20 protein-coding genes are annotated in these 22,127 nt (G+C 50.0%); 5 read left to right on the forward strand and 15 right to left on the reverse strand.

The annotated features are described in order from the left end of the window. Positions 1-23: 23 nt before the first annotated feature. Complete coding sequence (locus K0504_RS14955) at positions 24-2,585, forward strand: LamG-like jellyroll fold domain-containing protein (protein ID WP_220104955.1); 2,562 nt, start codon at positions 24-26, stop codon at positions 2,583-2,585. Between the two features lie 48 nt (positions 2,586-2,633). Here the strand turns inward: K0504_RS14955 and K0504_RS14960 are convergent, their stop codons facing one another. From K0504_RS14960 to prfB, 3 genes are all read right to left on the reverse strand, one after another. Further along, the gene (locus K0504_RS14960; RefSeq protein ID WP_220104956.1) at positions 2,634-3,218 is read right to left on the reverse strand and encodes a DUF5610 domain-containing protein; all 585 of its coding nucleotides are present in this window, start codon (positions 3,216-3,218) and stop codon (positions 2,634-2,636) included. Positions 3,219-3,740: 522 nt separating this feature from the next. Then, complete coding sequence (lysS, locus tag K0504_RS14965; RefSeq protein WP_220104957.1) at positions 3,741-5,240, reverse strand: lysine--tRNA ligase; 1,500 nt, start codon at positions 5,238-5,240, stop codon at positions 3,741-3,743. Between the two features lie 13 nt (positions 5,241-5,253). Next, positions 5,254-6,351 carry a peptide chain release factor 2 gene (gene prfB / locus K0504_RS14970; RefSeq protein WP_220104958.1) on the reverse strand — a complete coding sequence of 366 codons (1,098 nt, stop codon included), beginning with the start codon at positions 6,349-6,351 and terminating at the stop codon, positions 5,254-5,256. Positions 6,352-6,553: 202 nt separating this feature from the next. Between prfB and K0504_RS14975 the strand changes: the two genes are divergently transcribed. Then, positions 6,554-6,997, forward strand: coding sequence for a DUF6491 family protein (locus tag K0504_RS14975; RefSeq protein WP_220104959.1), 444 nt, complete (start codon positions 6,554-6,556; stop codon positions 6,995-6,997). Between the two features lie 46 nt (positions 6,998-7,043). Here the strand turns inward: K0504_RS14975 and recJ are convergent, their stop codons facing one another. From recJ to K0504_RS14995, 4 genes are all read right to left on the reverse strand, one after another. Next, positions 7,044-8,771, reverse strand: a complete 1,728-nt coding sequence (gene recJ / locus K0504_RS14980) for a single-stranded-DNA-specific exonuclease RecJ (protein WP_220104960.1) — start codon at positions 8,769-8,771, stop codon at positions 7,044-7,046. A 13-nt stretch (positions 8,772-8,784) separates the two neighbouring features. After that, positions 8,785-9,513 (reverse strand): thioredoxin fold domain-containing protein, encoded by a 729-nt coding sequence (locus K0504_RS14985; protein WP_220104961.1) that lies wholly within the window; start codon positions 9,511-9,513, stop codon positions 8,785-8,787. 72 nt (positions 9,514-9,585) lie between these two features. Next, positions 9,586-10,488: a site-specific tyrosine recombinase XerD gene (gene xerD / locus K0504_RS14990; protein WP_225918172.1), complete on the reverse strand. Its 903-nt coding sequence runs from the start codon at positions 10,486-10,488 to the stop codon at positions 9,586-9,588. A gap of 1 nt (position 10,489) precedes the next feature. Next, complete coding sequence (locus K0504_RS14995; RefSeq protein ID WP_220104962.1) at positions 10,490-10,963, reverse strand: methylated-DNA--[protein]-cysteine S-methyltransferase; 474 nt, start codon at positions 10,961-10,963, stop codon at positions 10,490-10,492. A gap of 76 nt (positions 10,964-11,039) precedes the next feature. On the opposite strand from K0504_RS14995, the gene fldB reads away from it, so the two are divergent. Beyond that, the gene (gene fldB, locus K0504_RS15000) at positions 11,040-11,567 is read left to right on the forward strand and encodes a flavodoxin FldB (protein ID WP_220104963.1); all 528 of its coding nucleotides are present in this window, start codon (positions 11,040-11,042) and stop codon (positions 11,565-11,567) included. A gap of 49 nt (positions 11,568-11,616) precedes the next feature. On the opposite strand, the gene brnQ (K0504_RS15005) is transcribed toward fldB, so the two are convergent. From brnQ (K0504_RS15005) to K0504_RS15015, 3 genes are all read right to left on the reverse strand, one after another. Further along, positions 11,617-12,954, reverse strand: a complete 1,338-nt coding sequence (gene brnQ, locus K0504_RS15005) for a branched-chain amino acid transport system II carrier protein (protein ID WP_220104964.1) — start codon at positions 12,952-12,954, stop codon at positions 11,617-11,619. Between the two features lie 88 nt (positions 12,955-13,042). Then, positions 13,043-14,365 carry a branched-chain amino acid transport system II carrier protein gene (brnQ, locus tag K0504_RS15010; RefSeq protein WP_220104965.1) on the reverse strand — a complete coding sequence of 441 codons (1,323 nt, stop codon included), beginning with the start codon at positions 14,363-14,365 and terminating at the stop codon, positions 13,043-13,045. 112 nt (positions 14,366-14,477) lie between these two features. Beyond that, entirely contained in the window at positions 14,478-15,194 is a 717-nt protein-coding gene (locus tag K0504_RS15015; RefSeq protein ID WP_220104966.1) for a tRNA1(Val) (adenine(37)-N6)-methyltransferase, read from the reverse strand. Between the two features lie 155 nt (positions 15,195-15,349). Here K0504_RS15015 and srmB point away from each other — a divergent pair, with 155 nt between their 5' ends. Both srmB and K0504_RS15025 read left to right on the forward strand, forming a co-directional pair. Beyond that, positions 15,350-16,699, forward strand: a complete 1,350-nt coding sequence (gene srmB, locus K0504_RS15020; RefSeq protein WP_220104967.1) for an ATP-dependent RNA helicase SrmB — start codon at positions 15,350-15,352, stop codon at positions 16,697-16,699. 16 nt (positions 16,700-16,715) lie between these two features. Beyond that, a complete protein-coding gene (locus K0504_RS15025; RefSeq protein WP_220104968.1) occupies positions 16,716-17,570 on the forward strand; it encodes an MOSC domain-containing protein in 855 nt (284 codons plus the stop codon). 127 nt (positions 17,571-17,697) lie between these two features. On the opposite strand, the gene yaaA is transcribed toward K0504_RS15025, so the two are convergent. The 5 genes from yaaA to K0504_RS15050 all read right to left on the reverse strand — a co-directional run bounded on the left by yaaA (position 17,698) and on the right by K0504_RS15050 (position 22,029). Beyond that, positions 17,698-18,471 carry a peroxide stress protein YaaA gene (gene yaaA, locus K0504_RS15030; protein ID WP_220104969.1) on the reverse strand — a complete coding sequence of 258 codons (774 nt, stop codon included), beginning with the start codon at positions 18,469-18,471 and terminating at the stop codon, positions 17,698-17,700. Positions 18,472-18,538: 67 nt separating this feature from the next. Further along, positions 18,539-19,990: an alanine/glycine:cation symporter family protein gene (locus K0504_RS15035; protein ID WP_220104970.1), complete on the reverse strand. Its 1,452-nt coding sequence runs from the start codon at positions 19,988-19,990 to the stop codon at positions 18,539-18,541. A gap of 410 nt (positions 19,991-20,400) precedes the next feature. Beyond that, complete coding sequence (locus K0504_RS15040; protein WP_220104971.1) at positions 20,401-20,586, reverse strand: hypothetical protein; 186 nt, start codon at positions 20,584-20,586, stop codon at positions 20,401-20,403. A 56-nt stretch (positions 20,587-20,642) separates the two neighbouring features. Further along, on the reverse strand, positions 20,643-21,092 hold the full coding sequence (locus K0504_RS15045; protein WP_220104972.1) for an META domain-containing protein: 450 nt from the start codon (positions 21,090-21,092) through the stop codon (positions 20,643-20,645). 67 nt (positions 21,093-21,159) lie between these two features. Next, the gene (locus tag K0504_RS15050; protein ID WP_220104973.1) at positions 21,160-22,029 is read right to left on the reverse strand and encodes a Dyp-type peroxidase; all 870 of its coding nucleotides are present in this window, start codon (positions 22,027-22,029) and stop codon (positions 21,160-21,162) included. Positions 22,030-22,127: the final 98 nt, after the last annotated feature.

A 22,127-nucleotide genomic window follows, 5' to 3' on the forward strand; every position in this document is an offset into this window, starting at 1 on the left:
TTTTACAAAGGAATGCGAATCAGATGACGATAGAATTTAGAACTTTTTGTCTTTTTGCCCTACTGGCTCCCCTTTCATTGTCATGTGGGGCCACTCCCCCGCCTATTGGTTACTGGTCATTTGACGAGCTATCGGCCAACCAAGCACTCAATGAAGCGTCTGACATGCACGCAGGCACCGTTAGTGGTGCGCAGTCAGTTGAGGGTAAACAAGGCCAAGCCTTATATTTCGATGGCATTGATGATCGAGTCACCGTGCCGGATCACCCCGGCCTTCGCTTTACTGCCAATCAAAGCTTTACGTTAGCCGCTTGGGTTAAATCCGATACGCCATATAGTGGCTGGCAAGGAATCGTCAACAAATCTAGAGAGCAAGCACCATGGTATGGCTTGTGGTTATCTCCTTCAGGAAATTGGATCTTTGGCACCAGTAATTTTAGCGGCGGCGCGGCCGACACTAGCTGGCATCACATCGCTTTGGTCCAACAAGGCTCGAGTCAAACGCGAGATATTTACATTGATGGGGTGCTCACCGCTACCGACAATGCGACGAACGGCAACGGCACGGGCGATCTAATATTTGGTGCAGCAAGTGGCGTATCAGAAAGTTTTCAAGGCGCACTCGATGAAGTTCAGCTCTACGATGTGGCGCTCAGCAACGAGCAAATTTTAGCGCTGGTTAATCTAGATAATACTGACGACTCAGGTGATAGCGAAGAGCCGCCTGTCACCTTTTCGGATCCCGAGTTTACCTACCCCTCAGGGCTCTATGTAACCTATGTGCAAGTCGAACTGACGACCACAGGAACGACCTATTACACGCTCGATGGTAGCGAGCCTGATACTGGCAGCCTTCTCTATGCCGAAGCATTTGTAATCGATGAACAACAGTTTGACGGCGGCCAAGCGACCGTCAAAGCGCGCAGCTACGGCGACGATAACGAAATGAGCGATGTGGTGACGGTTGAATACGATTTAACAGCCAGTTTCCCGCAATTACACCCAAACCCTTACACTGCACCATGGCCTTTCGATTTTGTGAAGCAAGATCTACGTTACTGGTCATTTGACAACGATATCGTTTTACCAGCCAATGGCCCGAGCTTGGTCGATGGCAAGTTTGGCAAAGCATTGTCTTTCGACGGTGTCGATGATGCCCTTGTTTTAGACCCTATTCCAACCTGGTGGTTAGGGTACAATTATACGATTTCACTTTGGGTTAAAGCCGATGGCGATCAGCAAGGCTGGGCGGGTATCGTCACTCAATCGCGCGAACAAGCACCTTGGCTTGGTCTTTGGATTTCTCCCGACGGCAAGTGGGTTTTCGGTGGTGATAACCTGCACGGCAATCAAGTAACCCCGGGCTGGCATCACATAGCCTTAGTTAACACTGAGAATACACGGCAACTATACGTTGACGGCACATTGCAAGCCGAATCAGAACCACTCCCACAAACCGGAAGCGGTCAACTCATATTCGGCGGCGCTGGCGGTGTGAGCGAATACTTCAAAGGTCTCATTGATGATGTACGCATCTACAAAGGCGGCGTCACTGCAGACGAAGTGATGCAATTGGCAACCGTCAGTCCACCATTGACGCGCCAAGCCATCGACACATCCCTGACACTTGAGATTCCCAATGACACTGACATTTTCTATGACCAGGCTATTGATCCGTGGAACGGCGGTTTCGAACTACTGAACCTAGCAGATAAAAAAGGCTATCAATACCCAACCACGCCAATGACTTGGTCTGATCCAGGTATTCCGCTCGACTTTTCACTAACGGGCGAATCGCTAGAGTCATGCTGCGACGGCTCTGCCTACGTGCTACTCAAGCGCGTTGCGCAAGATCAACTGACACTGATCACCCGAGATATATTTGGTCAGCTATCGGAACCATCAAGGGTAACTGTCTATTTCGATCACGAATTTCCGCCTGTGTCCGAAGGGAGAATAGGCAGCTGGTTGTTCGATCAAGATCCTGCATCAAGATATAGCGATGTCCCCGGAAAAGTAACCGATGAAGTTGCCGGCCAGCATACCGGGCAAGTATCAGCAGAACCATACTCGTTAGCATGGCGTCTGAATACTCATTCCGGAGTCGAATTTGATGGTGCGACAACTTATATCGAAATCCCCGACAGCTCGGAGCTGCGTTTTTCAACTAATGACTCCTTCAGCCTGTCAGTGTGGTTTAAGCCAAAACAGATTGAAAATGGCTGGCAGGGCGTGGTCACTAAATCTCGCGATTTAGGCAACTGGTGGGGCTTATGGCTTAGTCCGAACGGCGAGTTAGTGTTTGGCGCTCAGCAAGGCCACTTAACCACGAGCCCGGCACTTGCTGACGAATGGCAGCATGTCGTGGTGATGCAAGATGGCAGCGCAGGCAAACGTTATTTGTATCACAACGGTGAATTAGCTGGTTCCGGATCAGCCAAAGATGGCAGCGGCACTGGCGATTTAGTCATCGCAGGTACCAAAGGCGTGGCTGAATTTTTTGACGGGGCCATTGATGATGTTCAGCTCTATGGCCGTACGTTGACCAACGATGAAATTTACCGCCTAGCCGAGCGAGCCCCATAAACCCAAAAGCCCAGCGAGAGCTGGGCTTTTTACTTTCAAACTAAACAATTATTCGCTTGCCGCTGGCGGCGCGAAGTTATCGAGCTGCGTTTGCATAAACTGCTGTAAACCTTCTTGCACCAAGGTGTATGTGGCATCGATGTTGTTGGCGATATCGCCTTCGAGCACCGCTAAACTATCGAGAATGTCGTGCGCTTCCTCAAAGCCTTTGTCCACAGCGCCAGAAATGATACTCATGTATTCATTAACGGCAGCCTCACCATCAAGATCGGTGTTTACTTCGAGGAAGGCTTCAAAGTATTTAGTGGAACCAGCAACAATTCGATCGGCCGTGGCTTCAGGCGACACATCAACGCCATCATCAACCGCCTGTTGGGCAGCATTGTCACCAAATACCGGCGCTAACTCTTCATTAATGGCATCAAGCGCCGAGCGGTACAGCAATTCCATAGGCTGGTTACCCGCCTGCATGCTGACTTCTAACTGCGCTTCAACAATCGCCGTATTTTTAGCGGCTTGTTGCTGCTCATAATTTGAACCTAAGGCATCCTTGCTCGTGTCTGCACTAGTCGCAGTTTTAGTCTGCTCAACATTCCGGTAGAGCGACGTTGTTGATAAAGGAGTAATAGCCATGATGGTTTCCAAACGTCGTAATTCAATTAGCCATGTTATCGGCAGAATTGACAAAGTATTGAGTAAAAATAGCGCAAAAACTGATCATTTAACGTGCTAAGAGCAGCAAACCAACAAATGCAAACAAAACACAACAACAGCGACTGAAATTGCGATACCTCAGTACCAACGGTATTCACTCATTCGCGGCTGGCCGTCGTCCTGAACATCGCCGTTCCTGCGCTCGTAGTTAAGTCAATGCGCCCGCGGCAGAAGTAGCACATGGATGTGCTGTTTACGAACCTAAGGGCGGATACCGTTCGTCCTGAACATCGCCGCTCCTGCGCATCCATGCACCCGCGGCAGAAGTAGCACATGGATGTGCTGTTTACGGACCTAAGGACGGATACCGTTCGTCCTGAACATAAAAAAGCCAACCCGGAGGCTGGCTTTAAAAGAGTCATTCATACAGCTCGGCGCACTAGTGTTCGCCTCGTCGATCCTGAACCTGTCGAAGGAAGGTATCGAAGGGTAACAATTACCTTAACCTTGCGGACGCATCGCTGGGAACAAAATCACATCACGAATGGTGTGCGTGTTGGTAAACAGCATCGCTAAGCGATCGATACCAATGCCCTGACCCGCTGTTGGTGGCAAGCCGTGCTCTAGTGCAGTGATGTAGTCAGCATCGTAGTACATGGCTTCATCGTCACCGGCATCTTTGGCATTGACCTGTGCTTTAAAGCGCGCGTCTTGGTCTTCAGCATCGTTCAGCTCCGAGAAGCCGTTGGCCACTTCGCGGCCACCAATGAAGAATTCAAAACGGTCGGTGATGAATGGGTTGTCATCATTACGGCGTGCCAACGGAGAGATCTCAGCTGGGTACTCCGTGATAAAGGTCGGCTGAATCAGTTTTGGCTCTGCGGTTTCACCGAAGATTTCTTCTAACAGCTGGCCGCAAGTCCAGAAAGTTTCTGGCTGAACGTGAACCGACTTAGCAATCGCAACCATGAAGTCACGGTCTTGTACTTTGTCGTAATCCAGCGACTGAATGTCGGCATGATCTGGGTTGTATTGCTTAATGGCGTCGAGCATGCTCAAGCGCGGATAAGTTCCGCCGAATTCAACAGTCTCTTCACCGTAAGGCATGCTTGATGAGCCCAACACCTCAATGGCAACAGTGCGCAGCATGTCTTCGGTCAAATCCATCAAATCGTTGTAGTCAGCATACGCCATGTAGAATTCCATCATGGTGAATTCTGGATTATGGCGTGGCGACAAACCTTCGTTACGGAAGTTACGGTTGATTTCGAATACGCGATCAAAACCACCCACAACCAAACGCTTAAGGTAAAGCTCTGGCGCGATACGCAGGAACATTTCTTGGTCCAGCGCATTGTGATGAGTAACAAATGGGCGAGCCGTCGCGCCGCCAGGGATCACTTGCATCATTGGCGTTTCAACTTCCATGAAGTCTTTTGACTCCATGTAGCGGCGAATACCGGCAACCAGCTTCGACCGCACTTTAAACGCGTTGCGTGATTCTTCGTTCACAATCAAATCAACGTAACGCTGACGGTAACGTTGTTCTTGATCCGTCAGGCCGTGGAATTTTTCCGGCAACGGACGCAGTGCTTTGGTCAGCAATTGGTATTCGGCCATATCAACATACAGATCGCCTTTACCTGATTTGTGCAGCTGGCCTTTGATGCCAATGATGTCGCCAATATCTAGGCCACCAATCGCTTTCAATTCTTTTTGCACGTCTTTGGCAGCATAACCTTGAATGCGACCGGTAACGTCTTGAATCGCTAGGAATGGACCACGTTTAGCCATGATCCGGCCAGCAATCGCAACAACGTGGCCAAGCTCGGCCAACTCTTCTTTGGTTTTGTCACCAAACTCAGTTTGCAATGCCGCAGACTGATGGCTTGGACGCCACGTGTTCGGGTGGCCATTGGCCGGGCAGTTCTCACGAATCGCATCGAGTTTGGCGCGACGCTCGGCAATCAGCTTGTTTTCATCTTGCTGGATGTCAGTCATGGAGCGGTTTCCTTTACAGGCCAGATTTCAGGCTGGCTTCAATAAATCGGTCGAGATCGCCATCGAGGACGGCTTGAGTGTTGCGGTTTTCAACACCGGTTCGTAAATCTTTAATACGGCTGTCATCAAGCACATACGAGCGGATCTGGCTGCCCCAGCCAATGTCTGACTTGGCATCTTCCGCGGCTTGTTTTTCAGCGTTTTGTTTCATTAATTCAAACTCATAAAGCTTGGCTTTTAGCTGCTTCATGGCTTGGTCTTTGTTTTTATGTTGCGAACGGTCGTTCTGACACTGCACCACAATATTGGTTGGCAAGTGAGTAATACGAACAGCCGACTCGGTTTTGTTCACGTGCTGACCACCAGCGCCCGAGGCGCGATAAACGTCAATACGCAAATCCGCCGGGTTGATGTCCACTTCAATGGAGTCATCAATTTCTGGGTAAACGAATGCACTGGAAAACGAGGTGTGGCGACGGCCACCGGAGTCAAACGGGCTTTTACGGACCAAGCGGTGAACGCCGGTTTCGGTGCGCAACCAACCGTAAGCATATTCGCCAGAAACACGAACCGTGGCCGACTTAAGACCGGCAACTTCACCTTCAGACACTTCAATCAGCTCGGCTTTAAAGCCTTTTGCTTCAGCCCAGCGTAGGTACATGCGCAACAGCATGTTGCACCAGTCTTGCGCCTCGGTACCGCCCGAGCCTGATTGTAAATCGATATAAGCATCACATTGGTCTTGCTCGCCAGAGAACATGCGTCGGAATTCAAGCTTCACCAACTTGCTTTCCAGCCCTTCCAATTCAGCTTCCGCTTCATGGAAGGTATCTTCGTCTTCTGCCTCAATAGCAAGCTCTAGCAGACCTTCTACATCTTCCAAACCTTGTTCGAGCGCATCAATGGTTTCAACGACCACTTCCAGAGCCGAGCGCTCTTTACCTAACGCTTGTGCGCGCTCAGGTTCATTCCAAACCTCTGGCGACTCAAGTTCCCGCATGACTTCTTCAAGGCGTTCAGCCTTGGCGTCATAATCAAGGTAACCGCGCAGCGCATTGCCGCGATCGCGCATATCGGCAATTTTGTTTTGAACCGGATTAATTTCGAACATGTGGAGAGTCTCAGCCCAAGGTGAAATTTAGCCGCGGAATTGTACAGGATCACCCGTGCCTTGAATAGAGGCTAAGGCCGGCTAACGGCTGTCAATGTTCGAATACAGCGCCATTAAAAAGCGCATCGGCTCGCTAGGGGAACAACTCGCGCTAACCTTGGTCTTAAATACTATTGAATGAAAGCTGATTTAGAGTCTTCCCATGCAACACCTAAAACTTACGCTACTGGTAGTTTTCGCGGTCATTATCACCGGCTGTGCTGGCACTGGCAGTCGCCAAGTCGAGGCAGATTATGACTTCCCTGAGTTAACCAATGTAGAGCGCTTCTTCCCGTCCCGCTCATTCAGTATGTCACCGATGAATGATCAGGTGATCATGCTATCGGACACCATCAACACGAAATATATTTTGGTGTTGGCGCGACCAGACAGTGCCTTTAAGTTCCACGGCGGAATTGGCATTGTCAGACGCGGCAACGATATTGTGGCAGGCCAAACTCGGTTGTATGCGCTGGATACGGCAATCAAGGTTGGCATCCCCATTCGAACCATTTACAAGGTTGATGGTAAAGAAGAATTAGAGCGTGTACGGCAAATGGTTAAGGACGCAAAAGCCAAGGCCGATGCTGCAAATGAAAGAAATTAAGCTGGCCTGAACTTATCGATAAACCAGAGCGAGCAATGCCTGCTCGCTACTGCATTGGTTTAATCGCTTTGACCAGCAATTGAACTTGGGTATTGCCTCGAAATTCATTGATGTCCAACTGATAAGCAACGTGGACTCGTTGCACCGACTCATCAGGCCATAATCCGGTATCAATATTAAAGGCAATACCATCAAACACCGCTTCTGAGCCAACCGGCTGCAACACCATTTTTAAATGGCGCTCACCAACAATACGCTGCTGCACCAAACGAAATTCACCGTCAAACAAAGGTTCAGGGAAGGATTGCCCCCACGGACCAGCGTCACGCAAAGTCTGCGCGAGCGGTAAGTTCATGTCTTCCGCGGCTAATTCACCATCACTGAGTAAAATGTGGTTGAGGTGATCGTCGGTGATCCAATCCGCAGCCACTTCATTCAAAGCGTCTCGAAATGCTTGAAATTGCGAATCCTGAATCGACAAACCGGCGGCCATGGCATGGCCCCCGAACCGCTCAATCAGTTGCGGGTATTTGGTATCTAAAGCAGCCAGCATATCGCGCATGTGCACACCCTGCACCGAACGTGCTGAGCCCTTGAGCATGCCATTATCATCGGCTGCAAATGCCAATACAGGGCGGTGAAAACGCTCCTTAACTCGAGCAGCAAGAATACCAATCACCCCTTGGTGCCAATCGGCCTGATATAAACAAATCACCGGCGGCAATTGCTCAAAGTCAGCGCCAGCAAGAAGCTTATCTAACGCTTGCAGCGCTTCTTGCTCCATGCCCCGTTCAATATCACGGCGCGCCAGATTCAACTCGTCCAGCTGCTGCGCCATTGATTGTGCTTGATGCCAATCGTCAGTCAGCAAACATTCAATGCCTAACGCCATATCATCCAATCGCCCTGCGGCATTGAGCCGTGGGCCAATGGCAAACCCCAAATCACTTGCTTGCAGTTTGGCGGGCTCACGTTTGGCAACTTGCGCCAACGCTAAGATCCCCGGTCGACAGCGCCCCGCACGGATCCGTTGCAACCCCTGATTCACCAAAATACGATTGTTATGATCTAACGACACCACATCGGCCACCGTGCCGACCGCCACAATATCTAGCAATTCAGCCAAATTAATGGGCTGTTGTTGATACCAACTTTGGTCTGCTAAGTGCTGTCGCAATGCCGCCATTAAATAAAACGCAACGCCAACACCCGCCAAGTTCTTCGATGGGAATTCACAGTGATGGAGGTTTGGATTCACCATGGCATCGGCTGCCGGTAGTTCGTCGCCGGGTAAGTGATGATCGGTAACCAGTACCTGCATGCCTAACGCTTTGGCTCGGGCTACGCCAGAGATCGCAGACACGCCGTTATCGACGGTTACCAGCAGGTCGGTTCCCATAGCTGCCGCTTGATCAGCAATTGGCGGCGTCAAACCATAGCCAGTCACAAATCGATTAGGAACCAAATAGCCCACGTTATGATGACCAAAACGCTTTAGCGCCAATACGCACAACGCCGTGCTAGTCGCGCCATCGGCATCAAAGTCGCCAACAATGGTAATGCGCTGATTGTTGGCCATGGCCTTGCTCAGTAGCGCAACAGCCTGCTCCATACCGGCGAGTTCGCTGACATGCAGCAAGAACCGAGCAGAATGGTCAAGCTGCTCAGGTTGAGTGATACCACGAGCCTGATAAACACGACGTAAAATAGGATGGATGGAGTCAGGTAGTGAAGAGTCGGCGACCTGACGTCGCCGAATAGTAATGTCCGACATGGCAGCGCCTAGCTTATTTCAGCTTGCCGAGGGCTTCCAATAGGTCTGCAGGCTCACGATAACCCGGGATCATTGCGCCATTGTCGAGCATAATGGCTGGGGTGCCACGCACGCCAAATTGAGAGCCCATCATCCACTGCTCCTGAACAGTTTGATCGTCAGTTTTACACACTTGCTCAGGCACTTCGCCGTGTAACTTTGCATCGCTCAGCGCAGCTACTTTATCGTCAGCACACCAGATTTTTTGCATATCAGCCATCGATTGGTCGGAACGAGGCCACGCCAGGTAGTGAACAGAAATACCCAACTCTTGGTAGTCTTCAATTTGGCGGTGCATTTTACGGCAAAAGCCGCAGGTAATGTCTGTAAAAACATACACGCTGTACTTCTCATCGCCTTTGGCTGGATAGCTGATGGTGTCCTGTTTCAGCTCACTAATATGTTCAGCCCGATAACCATTGAGGCCGCTATCGGTAATTTCCACTAAGCCATCTTTCAATTCAAACAAGCGGCCATAAATCATGTAGTTGCCGTCATTCGACACAAAGAAATTGCCTTGCGAGGTCACTGCCTGCGTGTAGCCTGGCAGTGGTGCTGGCACGATCATCCGAGGCGCTTCACCAAAAGTGGCGATGACTTTGGCACGCACACGATTTTCAACATCGTCTTTAACGTCTGCCGCTTGGGCCATCACCGAGAAGCTCAACACAATGGCGCCAAGCGCCGACAACAATTTCAACATGAAATGACAACCTATTAATTTTGATAGTAATGTGCCAACACCAACGCGGTTCATCGCCATCTCCTGGCACCGTTAACCTTGTGCTCTGGGGTGGTGTTGAGCATGTACTTGCTGTAATCGGGCATTTGCCACATGGGTGTATATTTGCGTGGTCGATAAATCGGAGTGACCCAGCAATAATTGTACAACCCGCAAATCAGCGCCGTGGTTTAGCAAATGTGTGGCGAAAGCATGCCTTAACATGTGGGGTGATGGCAACGATTGCAACCCTGCACGTGTTGCATAATGTTTCAGCCGATGCCAAAAAGTCTGCCGCGTCATGCTGTTACCTTGCCGACCGGGAAACATAGCGTCACTGTCACAGCCTTTGAGTAATTCCGCGCGCGCCAGCTGCACATACGATGTTAGCCAATGCAGCGCTTCTTCGCCCATCGGCACGATGCGTTCTTTGCCACCTTTACCGGTTACCCGCACCACGCCCTGCCGAAGCGACACATCACTCAACGTCATGTTGACCAATTCAGACACCCGCAGGCCGGTGGCGTACATGAGTTCAATCATGGCTTTGTCGCGCAATTCCATGGCTATTTCGGGATTCGGTGCCGCCAGCAATAGTTCAATCTGTTGTTCACTCAAGCTTTTCGGCAATGGCTTTGGCAACTTAGGGTTTTCAATTAAGGCCATGGGGTTGACCGTCAACCATTGTTGCGCCACCGCGTATTGAAAAAAGCGCCGCATGGTGGACAGAGCGCGAGCCGTGGAGCGAGCTTTTAGCCCCTGCTCATGCCGCAGGCTAAGGTAGTGTTGAATATCAGCCGTACTCACCGCTGCCAAGTTGATGTTTTGCTTGGCCAGCCAGTCAAATAACTTGGTTAGATCAGTTCGGTAAGCTTGCAGCGTATTATCGCTCAGGCCGCGCTGGATCCACATGGCATCAAGAAAAACGTCTAATTCTGGGTATGACGGCTTAGCCAAATCAACACACTCCTTCGTGCATTAGTAATTGACGCTTTAAATCAATACGTTCGCCCTGAGTATGGCCGGAAAACCCGCCCAAACCACCTTTGGCAACAATTCTGTGGCACGGAATAAATAACGGAATGGGGTTGGCCCGGCAGGCACCACCAATAGCACGCGCAGCGGAATTGAGTAACTTAGCCACCTCACCGTATGTTTGTACTTCACCCGCTGGAATAGCTTGGAGGTGGCACCATAGTTTTTGCTGAAAAGGTGTGCCTTTGACTTTTAAAGGCAGGCTAAATTGGAACGCGGCTGAGTGGAGGTAAGCGTCTAATTGCTGTTGCGCTTCAATGGCTAATGGCGAAAGTGGCTCGTTGTGATGGTCGTGGTCTGATTGTTGGCTCCAATAATCAAGCGCAATAATATGGTCACCATCGTCTTGTAACTGCCAACGGCCCCAGGGCGATACTAATTCACTTCGATTAACCATGATGCCCTTGCCAGCCTTGCTTAAATTTCTGTTACCATGGTGCCGATTTAACGCTGAACCCTACATATAATTCAAGATGAAAATTGGCCTTTTTTACGGATCTTCGACTTGCTACACCGAAATGGCAGCCGAGAAAATCCAGCAATTGTTAACCACCGACTTGGTGGATATTCACAATATTAAAGATGTCTCGCTTAGCCATACCGAGCAATACGACATTCTTATTTTTGGCATCAGCACCTGGGATTATGGTGAACTTCAGGAAGACTGGGAAAGCCAGTGGTCGCAGGTCTCTGGTCTCGATTTGTCGGGCAAAATTGTCGCTTTGTATGGCTTAGGCGATCAAGAAGGCTATGCTGATTGGTTCCAAGATGCTTTGGGCATGCTCCACGATGCCATTGACGGCAACGGTGTCGTACGGATTGGTTTTTGGCCCAATGGCGATGACTATGACTTTAATGCCAGCAAAGCACTCACTGCCGATGACAGTCAGTTTGTTGGCCTCGCCCTGGATGAAGATAGTCAATTTGACTTGACCGAAGAACGCATTCAGAAATGGTGCGCCCAACTACTTGAAGAACTTGAAGCTTGGGCGATTGAATAACTAACCGTCAGCCATAAAAAAGCCCGCGATGCGGGCTTTTTTGTTTGAATTAATCTTTGGATGATCGATCCGGCCATGCCAACGCCACAATCACCGCAGCAGTCACAGGGATCAACCAAGCCAAGCCATAGCCAAACAATGGCAAGTGACTCGCCGTCTCAACCAACGTTGTGGTACCCGGTACTTTCGCAGCTTTGATGGCATCCAGTAAGCTCAGCACAAGCGCAATGCCAATGACCCAACGGAACGACTGTTTTGGGTGATTCAAATAGCGCCGCACTAGGTTCAGTACCACCAGCGCAACTGCGACTGGGTACAAGGCGATCAACACCGGAATAGAAACCGCAATCAGGTAGCTCAGGCCAACATTGGCAACCAAAGCACTAACCGCCGCGAACACAACAACCAATGTGCGATATTGCATGCCCAGTAAGTTGGCAAAGTAATCACTACAAGCCCCCGTTAAACCAATCGCTGTGGTTAAACAGGCTAGAGTCACCACTGCGGACAAAATCCACTGGCCCGGTTGGCCGAACATGCCTTGTACATATTTAGCGAGGATCTCACCGCCATTATCAGCACCGGCGGCAACCGTGCCACTGGTCGCACCTAAATAAAATAGCGACATATACACCAGTGCCAGTCCAATAGCGGCAATGATACCGGCCTGAATTAAATAGCTGGCTTGAAAACCACGATCATTGACGCCTTTTTTCCGCAGCACATCAACAATCAGCACACCAAACATCAGAGCACCAAAGGTATCCATGGTGTTGTAGCCTTCGATGAACCCTTTGCTAAACGGCGCGCTGCGATAAGCTTCTGACGCTGCAGAAATGGCCGTGCCATCGGTCATGGCGCCAAGCGGAGCAAGCGGCTCAACCACCACCGAAATTCCCAGAATCGCCAGCAACACGATGAGAATTGGCGTCAATATTTTACCGATGTAATCAATCAGCGAACCACGATGCAATGCCAATGCGGAAGCAACTAAAAAGAACCCTATGGTATAGGCCCACAACGGCACGGCGTCTTCACCAAATAAAGGCTTCATGCCTGTTTCATAGGCGACTAGTGAGGTGCGAGGCAATGCGAATGCCGGACCAATCACAATAAAAATGGCGACCGTGATAGTCACCGCAACAGCTCGAGGCAAGTCCCGCGTAACCGACTCCATATCACCGCCAGCAATTGCCACCGCGATTAACGTCAGCAATGGCAAACCAACTGCCGTCACCAAAAAACCGAGCATCGCCAGCGTTACTTCGCTACCGGCTAGCTGCCCCGCCAAAGGTGGAAAGATAATATTGCCCGCGCCCAAAAAGAACGCGAACGTCATGAATCCTAAAGCAAAAATATTCTGTTTATTGAGACGCGTATCTGTCATGTCGATCTCTAATTATGGTGTAGTTACAACAACTCCCGGAGCGACTAATTTTAGTTTTAGTGTGTCGCCACGGGGATTCAAACACGGTCTACGCCGTTTCTTTGGTTGGCTCTGAACGAGGCACGATAAAACTCAATAGCAATGCGACGATTGACGGCACCAACCAGCCCATACCGCTGTCAAACAAAGGCACCAGCGAAAGCAAATCATGGCCGGGTAATTCCGCCAAAACGCCAGCAGCTGCAACCGCATCAAACAGCCCGAAAATGGCAGCTGTCGCGACAACACAGCGGAAGGTCGCAACAGGGTTTGGTAATCGATGCGCCACAATGTTGAGTAACACCACGCTGATAGCAATGGGGTAAATGGCAACCAATACAGGAATATACAGCGCGATTAACTCGTCCAAGCCGATATTGGCCATGGCCCAACACACCACCACAATGATGGCTAATGTGGGTCGATAGGGAATTTTGTTAGAACGCTCATCAAGATATTCAGCAAACGCACAACAGCCACCCACACCGGTTGTAAGACAAGCCAGGGTGATCACCAACGCCAAAATTGCTTGGCCAAATGGCCCCATAGACGCCGCCATATAGCGGGCAAAAATTTCACCACCGTTGGCAGCACCTTCCGCCACAGGGCCGCTAATCGCTCCCATGTAAAACAAGATGAAGTACACCAGCGCAAGACCTGAAGCAGCAATTAAACCACCGTAAAACAGCGCCTTGAATTGCGATTTATGATCGCTCACACCTTTATCTTTCAGCGTATTGATAAGCAAGACACCAAATAACATTGCCGCGAGCAAATCCATGGTCATGTAGCCTTCAAGAAAGCCGTTAATCATGGGTGACTCGGCAAATTTGCCTTCACCCTGACCAATATCACCCAATGGTGACAACAACAGATTTACGCCTAATACGGCCACCAACAACAACATGAGCGGCGCGATGATTTTGCCAACGGTGTCGAGTAGCTGACCCGGCTTACTGGCAATTAGGAACACCAATGCAAAATAAACGGCCGAGAATGAGGCCAGTAGTACTGCAGAATCTGGGGTTTCGACGAACGGTTTAACGGCTAATTCAAAAGAAACGAGTGCAGTACGAGGGATCCCGAAGCCCGGCACCATAATCAGGTAAATCACCAAGGCCAGCAGCACACTCATCGAGTTAGGTAAGTAGCGGCCGAGTGCAGAAAAGCCACCACCAGCATAAGCGAGGGCGATGATACCGAGCAATGGTAAACCGGCGGCGGTCAGCAGAAAGCCAAACGTGGCAGGCATCACTTCTTGGCCAGCCAGATAACCAGCCATCGGCGGGAAAATCCAGTTACCAGCGCCTAGAAAAAAGGCCATTATCATAAAGCCAAAGCCCAAAGTGTCGGCCGTTGAGAACTGTTTCAACTCATCTTCCTTCTCGGTCAGTCGTAGCAAGTTGACAAGACTGTCCCGATATATTTACAGAACAACTAAAAATAACTTGCAACCTTACCATGCCAACACCAGACCGCAATACTCAAAAAGCTAGATAAAACCGCCGTGTCAGCGCTTGAAAAGCCTCACTATATTGATTGTCGGCATCATGAATGGTCAGGGTTTGATGGTCCGGCGCAATCGACTCGCGCGTCAATTCTATTAGTACTCGCTTAACAGGTTTATTCTGCCGACCTCGAATCGACAAGGTGCGCGCCACATACCAACCGTTGTTATCAGCCCATGCCGACACATCAACAAGACGCTCTAGGGGTAAAACTAACCCAATGCGCCCTTGCTGACTGCACAAACCTTCTGCACGGGTAAGTACCATCGCCAACGTTAACGACGATTCAAGGCGGGCTTGTTGACGTTGCTCGCAAGCAAGCTGTTGACCTGCAACGAAATATGGCGGGTTACTGATCACCAAGTCGTACCGCGTTTGACTGCTCCATTGCAGAATATCGGCTTGGATGGCAGTGAGCCTATCGGTCCAAGGCGATGCAGCAAAATTGTCAGCCGCTTGCTGCGCCGCAGCCGTATCGAGTTCAACGGCATCAACAATCGCATTGGCGGTGCCTTGTTCAGTTAAACGCTGCGCCATCATTAACGCCAAAATCCCGCTACCGGTACCAATATCGAGCACCTGACGAGTTTCACTGAGCGACACCCAACTGCCGAGCAACAAGGAATCGGTGCCCACTTTCATGCCACACCGATCGTGACCCACATAAAATGCCTTACACTGAAATCCACTCATGATGTTATTGCTACTTAATCTCGCTATTTAGCTCAATGTTTGGGCGCCACAAACCTATCGTTCACCACAAAGCCGTATTAATCATATGAAAGTCAAACCCCATTGGCTGACTTCGGGTATACTATCGGGCTCCATAGACAGCCGACAATCATGCCATGGATTTTGCCGAACTCGACCTATCATCAAAATTATTAAAAGCCCTGTCCGCCAGCGGCTATAAACGCCCAACCACCATTCAGCAACACATGGTGCCAACCGTATTAGACGGCGTTGACGTCTTGGCCAATGCGCCTACGGGGACCGGCAAAACAGCGGCCTATTTATTGCCAGCATTACAGCATTTGCTGGATTTTCCGCGCGCCAAATCTGGCCCGCCTCGGGTACTAGTATTGGTGCCAACGCGCGAGCTAGCCGCTCAAGTATTGGAATATGCCGAGCGTTTGAGTCAATTTACTCACCTCGACTGCCGAGTGCTCACCGGCGGTGTTGATCACGCTGAATACTCGCAAATGCTACGTCGTAATATCGATGTGCTGATTGCCACCCCGGGCCGATTGCTGGAATACCTAAATCAGGAACTCGTTGATCCGCGCAGTGTTGAACTGCTGATCATTGATGAAGCCGACCGGACACTCGAAATGGGTCATGGTCAGGATGTAGAAATCATTGCTGCCGAAGCCCGTTGGCGCAAACAAACGCTGTTGCTGTCAGCTACGCTGGAAGGAAACTTGGTCGCGGATTTTGCCGAGCGCTTGCTCGAAGAGCCCGTCAGAATTGAAGCTACGCAAGTGCCTCGCAGTGAAAAGAATCGCATTCACCAGTGGGTTCACATCGCCGACAACATCGATCACAAGCGTCAGCTGTTGTTGCACTACTTAACGTCCGATCAGGCTCAAAAAATCATTGTATTTGGTAAAACCCGCGCCGGCCTAGCAGAGTTAGGTGATTGGCTGCGCAGCCAAGGTACTGAGCCATTTGAGATCCGCGGCAGCATGGATCAGCACAAGCGCAATGAAGCACTTCAGCGTTTCAGCGAACAAGAGCGCTGCTGTATTTTGTCATCGGATGTTGCTGCTCGAGGCATTGACGTGCGCGATATTAGCCATGTCATCAACTTTGACCTGCCGCGCACCGCTGATGTGTATGTTCACCGAATTGGTCGAACGGGGCGAGCGGGCGCCAAAGGCACCGCCATTTCATTGGTTGAAGCCCATGATATGCCGCAACTGGATCGTATCGAGCGCTACATCGACGAGCCATTACCTCGCCGTTTTGTTAAAGGCTTACGCCCCAAACATAAAGAAGCGGCCATTGGTAAAAAAGCCAAACCGGTTAAAAAATCTGAGAAGAAAAAAAATCAGAAAAAATTAGCCGATGCGGTGAAACCGGCGAAGCAGCGACTACGCGATAAGAAGAACAAAGGTGCACCGCGCTGGCTAAAATCTAAACAGGATGGCTCTGGCTCACCGAAACCATCGGCAGCCAAGCCAACCAGCGACGAATAGAAAACGAGGTTTTGCCGTGGCGGTGGTATCAGCTCTTTATATTTATCCGGTTAAATCGTTGGCAGGTTTCAGTGTGGCGAGCGCCACGCTAGGCACCACCGGACTTCGTTGGCGTGACAAAGTTGCCGATCGCCAATGGGTTTTGGTCAACGCTGACGGACGCTTTATTACTCAGCGGCAATTGCCACAACTGGCACAAATTCAAACGGAATTGACCGACCAAGCCTTGCATCTCCATCATGCGGAGCATGGCAGCATCGCGATTTGTTATGATTACGATGTCAGCCGCCCACAGCAAGTAACGGTCTGGCGGGATAACGTCAAAGGCTATGACGAGGGTGATCTTGTAAGCCAATGGCTTGCCGACGCCACAGGTAAAGAAGGCCTTCGACTGGTTCGTTTTGGTGACGATTCCGTTCGCCCTGTTAGTACCAAGCATTTGTGGTCAGGCGAACAAAGCCAAGTGGCCTTTGCCGATGGTTACCCCATCTTGGTGAGCAATACCGCATCGTTGGATCAATTCAACCGTTTCTTGCGAACCAAAGAATTAACGCCGCTGTCCATGAATCGCTTTCGCGCCAACGTGGTCGTCACCGACTGGCCGGCTTGGCAAGAAAATCAAACCAGTGAATTGAGTGAGCAAGCCAACCGCTATCAATTTGCTCTGCGTAAACCGTGCGAGCGCTGCCCGATGATCACTACCGATCAACAAACCGGAGCCCGTCCGGAGCAAGGCTTGCCACTAAAAGCACTCATCGAGTTTGACAGTTTGGGAAATGGCAGCGGCGCCTATTTTGGCCAGAATGCAATTATCAGCCGTGGCATTGGCGAATTGATTGAAGTGGGTGATGGTCTGCGGGCTGACAGTTAACCAACCCACATGTAGTGATAGTTTGCTTATGCCCTTCGCGGTTGAGCGAGCCGTATCGGAGAGCAACCAGCTGGTTGCTCAACCATTGGAATTCCTAGCCCATAGCTCAGCTCTTTTGGCTCAATGTTTATTGCTCGTCACGCAAAAACACCAGCTCATCGGACGATGACTGCGTTTCACTAAAGTAATAGCCGTCAGTATCAAATTGCTTGAGCTGCTCTACATTAGATAGCTGGTTATCAATAATGTAACGGGTCATGAGGCCGCGCGCTTTTTTGGCATAGAAGCTAATAATTTTGAATTGGCCATTTTTGCAGTCTTTGAATACTGGGGTAACCACGCGCCCTTGTAACAGCTTTGGCTTAACCGCTTTGAAGTATTCGTTGGACGCTAAATTGATTAGGACATCATCGCCCTGTGCTTCAAGCGCTTGATTCACCGCATCGGTAACGATGTCGCCCCAAAATGCGTATAAATTCGCACCTCGTTCATTGGCAAGCTTAGTGCCCATTTCCAAACGATACGGCATCATCAAATCGAGTGGCCGCAGCACGCCATACAAACCCGATAAAATACGCAGATGCTGTTGGGTATAGGCGAAGCTCGCTTCATCTAAACTTTGCGCATCAAGACCTGTATATACGTCCCCTTTAAAGGCCAACACGGCTTGTTTAGCATTCTCTGGCGTGAATGTTGATTGCCACTCGGCAAATCGGGCGGCATTCAAACCGGCGATCTTGTCAGATACTTTCATGAGCTTGGCGATATCGGCGGGCGCCAGCGCTCGGCAATGTTCAATTAACTCAGCTGAGTGTTCTAACAATGCAGGTTGGGTGTAGGTTTCTGTAGTGGGTGCGGATTCAAAATCGAGCGTTTTAGCCGGGGAGATAACAACAAGCATTACTGGCGTCCAAATGAGTCAAAATCTGGTAGGCACTATAACATAGCAACCTACCAGATCAGCAATATCAGGGCTTGTCGATATGGTTCGAAGTCACCTCTGGTTGCCAGATATCATCCGCTAGATCTTTATCTAACTCAGGGTATTTACTGCGGTCAAAAGTGGGCAATTTACCCGCCTTACGCTGCTCGTTATAGTCGTTTGCCAACTTCACGACGACGCCAGACAATAGCACCATGGCGGTGAGGTTAATGATGCTCATGAAGGCCATCGATAAGTCGGCCATTTTCCAAACAATGGGCAGTTCAGCCATGGCACCGAACATCACCATCGCCAACACAAAGCAGCGGAAAAACTGCAAACCGCGTGGGTGTTGGTGCTCAAGGAAAATGAGGTTGGTCTCGGCATAGGAGTAGTTCGCCACAATCGACGTGAAGGCGAAGAAGAAAATCGCAACCGCAATAAAGTACTTACCAAAGTCGCCAATTTCATTCCCCAGTGCCATTTGGGTCAGCTCAATACCAGAAACTTCAGAGCCAGGTTGCAGCGCACCGGAAATCAAAATAACCGATGCGGTACAGGTACAAATCACAATGGTATCAACGAATACACCAAGCATCTGCACATAGCCTTGCGACGCCGGGTGCGGCGGATAAGGTGAAGCGGTTGCGGCAGCATTAGGCGCACTCCCCATGCCGGCCTCGTTAGAGAACAAGCCGCGTTTAATACCGTTCATCATGGCCTGCGCAATGGTATAACCTAATCCGCCAGAGGCCGCTTCTTGCCAACCAAAAGCACTCTTAAAGATCAGGCTAAATACCGCTGGCAATTCGCTAAGATTGGCAACCACCACCACTAACGCTATGAGTAGATAGGCTAACGCCATAAAGGGAACAATCAGCTCCGCGAAGCGAGCAATGGAGCGAATGCCACCAAAAATAATAAGCCCAGTGAGCAGCTGAACTAAGATCCCGGTTTGGTAACTCTGCCAGCCAAACGCAACCTGCGCCGCATTGGCAATAGCATTGGCTTGCACCGCATTGAACACTAAGCCAAAGGCAATAATCAGGCAGATGGCAAAAGCAACGCCCATCCAACGTTGCCCAAGGCCCCGCTCCATGTAGTAAGCAGGCCCGCCACGGAAATTACCGTCGTCATCTTTCACTTTATAAAGTTGCGCCAGACTCGATTCGGCAAACGATGTTGCCATACCGATTAAAGCAATCAGCCACATCCAAAAAATGGCACCCGGCCCACCTAAATATAACGCCACCGCTACACCGGCTAAGTTACCCGTGCCGACTCGCGCCGCTAAGCTGGTGCACAACGCCTGAAATGAGGAAATACCATTGCTATCAGCTTGGCGGCTGTGTTTGAGCACAGAAAACATATGGCCAAAATGGCGAAACTGAATGAAGCCCAATCGCACAGTGAACAAAAGACCAACACCGAGCAGTAGGTAAATCAGCAACTTACCCCACAAGATGTCATTCATGAAATCGATTGTTTGCTCAAACATGTGGTTCCTTTAATTCGAAAGTAACTTAGCGGTAGCTAGCAATGACTCGCGCCAGTTGTGGTGACGATGAACGCTGTATGTAACAGCTTAGTTCAAATGGAGAACGCGTTTTAACAAAGCTCGACGCGCGCGCCAAGCCTTTATTGGGTAATACCCAATAAATTTATTAAATGATTATAGTTATCATTTGCATTAATAAAAAATAGGATCTATGATGATTTCAACTTGAGAATTACTCCTGAGCGGGAGTTAGCTTGCTCAAGTGTTGCGACCATGCACTGGTCTGGTCAGGGTCGCACAATCTCGTCTGGCTCTATTGGCAGCTATTTGCCATTCAAGGGAACCGAAAGTTTCGGTTCCCTTTTTTTATGGCGTAATAGTATGACGCAACATCAAGCGGTCAAATGGGCTTAGTAAAACAGCTGCAATATAAACGGCAAACCGTACAACACAATTAGCCCGACAAATAACACAATGATGGTTTTCGGCATCTTGGCGAGTTGCTGTCCGGCCGCATAACCTAGTAATTTTCCGCCTGCCATCAGCATTGATGCTTGTTTGATATCTCGCGGCCCACTGCCATTATGCTCATACATGAATCACCTCCTGGTGCGCCATCATCCGTTTAAGCTTTCTCTATGACCCTTTGGCTTTATTGCACATAGTCAGCCAATTCATAAATTAACTTATGGTCTTGATGCATCAATATGAGTTGATTGCCTTTGATACGAATTTGCGCGCCATCGTTCAACACCTGAAAAACGGTCTGCTCGACTTGCGACAATTCGCCCAAACAAGCCATCCGTGTTGATGGCCCAGGAGCCATATACAAAGCGGCTTGCTTTATGCTGCCTTGCCCCATGAATCGATTACAGCCGGCAATACCTGCCAACCGAAACCCTTCTTGAAACTCAATATCTGGCCGCTTGCCGGGCGTTAATTCCATCTCAACCAACTCACTGAGCGGTTTACCATCCACCCATTCCAAATTGTAATGATGATGGACAAGTTCCTCCTCGGTGGGCACTTTTCCCTGTAACTGAGTTGTTGATGAACAGCCAGCTAACACGGCCATGATGGTTACCAACCAAACTTTCAACATGTTGCCTCCAGAAATTGAGTATCGATCCTTGCTTGCGCGTTGCCCCACGCAAAGCTGTTAGGTCAATCTAGTCGCCAATCGCAACTGCGCGCCAGTCGAACGCATCACCTGAACGTGGCGGACACCAGAAATAACCGCCAGTTACTGGTCGTGTGAATCGGAACAACGCATCCACAATGCCATCATCCAATCCAGCCATGCGGCGCATTTGTTGTTCAAACGCTAAGGTCGAGTGACCAAACGCAATGAACATTAAACCGGCTTCTGAAGACTCGGCCCACGGCATTGAGCGACGCACCACAAATGCTTCAGGCGTAAATTGCTCTTGCGCCGTGCGCTTCACATGGGCGCTGGCTGGCGCATCAAATTCAGTGTTGTCCGATAGGTGGCGGCCAATCATGTTGTCTTTTTGATCTTGCGAATGCATGGAAAACGACGCTAAATCATGCACCCATTGCTGCACCGCAACGCAACTACTGCCATCAAGTCCTTCGCCTTTATTTGCAGCAAATGCCGCTGCTACAGCGTCATCCCCTTCAGGGTTTTCAGTGCCATCTTCGTAGCCGGTCAGATCGCGTCCCGAACCATGTTTGAAGGCTTGCGTTTGCTGAATCAAATCAAAGCATTCGCTCAGTTCTGACACCATTAATTGCGCTTCAATCGCCAATGGGCCAGGCTCTTCACCGCGCAACCAAATCCATAAATCGGTTTGCGTCGAAGGTACCGTCACACCAGGGCCGGCCATGGCAGGGAAAACATCAATAGCTGCAGTCGAACCAGCAGGGATCAACGACGCCCCTAAACCAAGGACATGCTCGGCAGACAATTCCAATTGCTGAACGCAATGAATTGCTTGGCTTAAAGGGATTTCAGGTAATTTGTCGAGGCACAGATAAATGCCATGTTGGGGAATCGGCTGCAGAATTGCAGATTGCATGGATGTTCTCCTACACATTAAAACGAGCTAACGAAAACTCTAATCCTAGATTGCGATTGTTAAGATGACATTGTTTACAAACAAAAAAGGCCGCTTAA

Source organism: Neiella holothuriorum (assembly GCF_019457915.1).
GTDB classification, from domain to species: domain Bacteria; phylum Pseudomonadota; class Gammaproteobacteria; order Enterobacterales; family Neiellaceae; genus Neiella; species Neiella holothuriorum.

Coding starts and splice junctions, on each gene's coding strand:
- K0504_RS15050 (WP_220104973.1), bottom strand. CDS start 22,029: ATGCAATCTGCAATTCTGCAGCCGATTCCCCAACATGGCATTTATCTG.
- K0504_RS15040 (WP_220104971.1), bottom strand. CDS start 20,586: ATGTATGAGCATAATGGCAGTGGGCCGCGAGATATCAAACAAGCATCA.
- recJ (WP_220104960.1), bottom strand. CDS start 8,771: ATGTCGGACATTACTATTCGGCGACGTCAGGTCGCCGACTCTTCACTA.
- K0504_RS15015 (WP_220104966.1), bottom strand. CDS start 15,194: ATGAGTGGATTTCAGTGTAAGGCATTTTATGTGGGTCACGATCGGTGT.
- K0504_RS14985 (WP_220104961.1), bottom strand. CDS start 9,513: ATGTTGAAATTGTTGTCGGCGCTTGGCGCCATTGTGTTGAGCTTCTCG.
- fldB (WP_220104963.1), top strand. CDS start 11,040: ATGAAAATTGGCCTTTTTTACGGATCTTCGACTTGCTACACCGAAATG.
- K0504_RS14995 (WP_220104962.1), bottom strand. CDS start 10,963: ATGGTTAATCGAAGTGAATTAGTATCGCCCTGGGGCCGTTGGCAGTTA.
- prfB (WP_220104958.1), bottom strand. CDS start 6,351: ATGTTCGAAATTAATCCGGTTCAAAACAAAATTGCCGATATGCGCGAT.
- K0504_RS14960 (WP_220104956.1), bottom strand. CDS start 3,218: ATGGCTATTACTCCTTTATCAACAACGTCGCTCTACCGGAATGTTGAG.
- srmB (WP_220104967.1), top strand. CDS start 15,350: ATGGATTTTGCCGAACTCGACCTATCATCAAAATTATTAAAAGCCCTG.
- K0504_RS14955 (WP_220104955.1), top strand. CDS start 24: ATGACGATAGAATTTAGAACTTTTTGTCTTTTTGCCCTACTGGCTCCC.
- K0504_RS14975 (WP_220104959.1), top strand. CDS start 6,554: ATGCAACACCTAAAACTTACGCTACTGGTAGTTTTCGCGGTCATTATC.
- yaaA (WP_220104969.1), bottom strand. CDS start 18,471: ATGCTTGTTGTTATCTCCCCGGCTAAAACGCTCGATTTTGAATCCGCA.
- lysS (WP_220104957.1), bottom strand. CDS start 5,240: ATGACTGACATCCAGCAAGATGAAAACAAGCTGATTGCCGAGCGTCGC.
- K0504_RS15035 (WP_220104970.1), bottom strand. CDS start 19,990: ATGTTTGAGCAAACAATCGATTTCATGAATGACATCTTGTGGGGTAAG.
- K0504_RS15045 (WP_220104972.1), bottom strand. CDS start 21,092: ATGTTGAAAGTTTGGTTGGTAACCATCATGGCCGTGTTAGCTGGCTGT.
- brnQ (WP_220104964.1), bottom strand. CDS start 12,954: ATGACAGATACGCGTCTCAATAAACAGAATATTTTTGCTTTAGGATTC.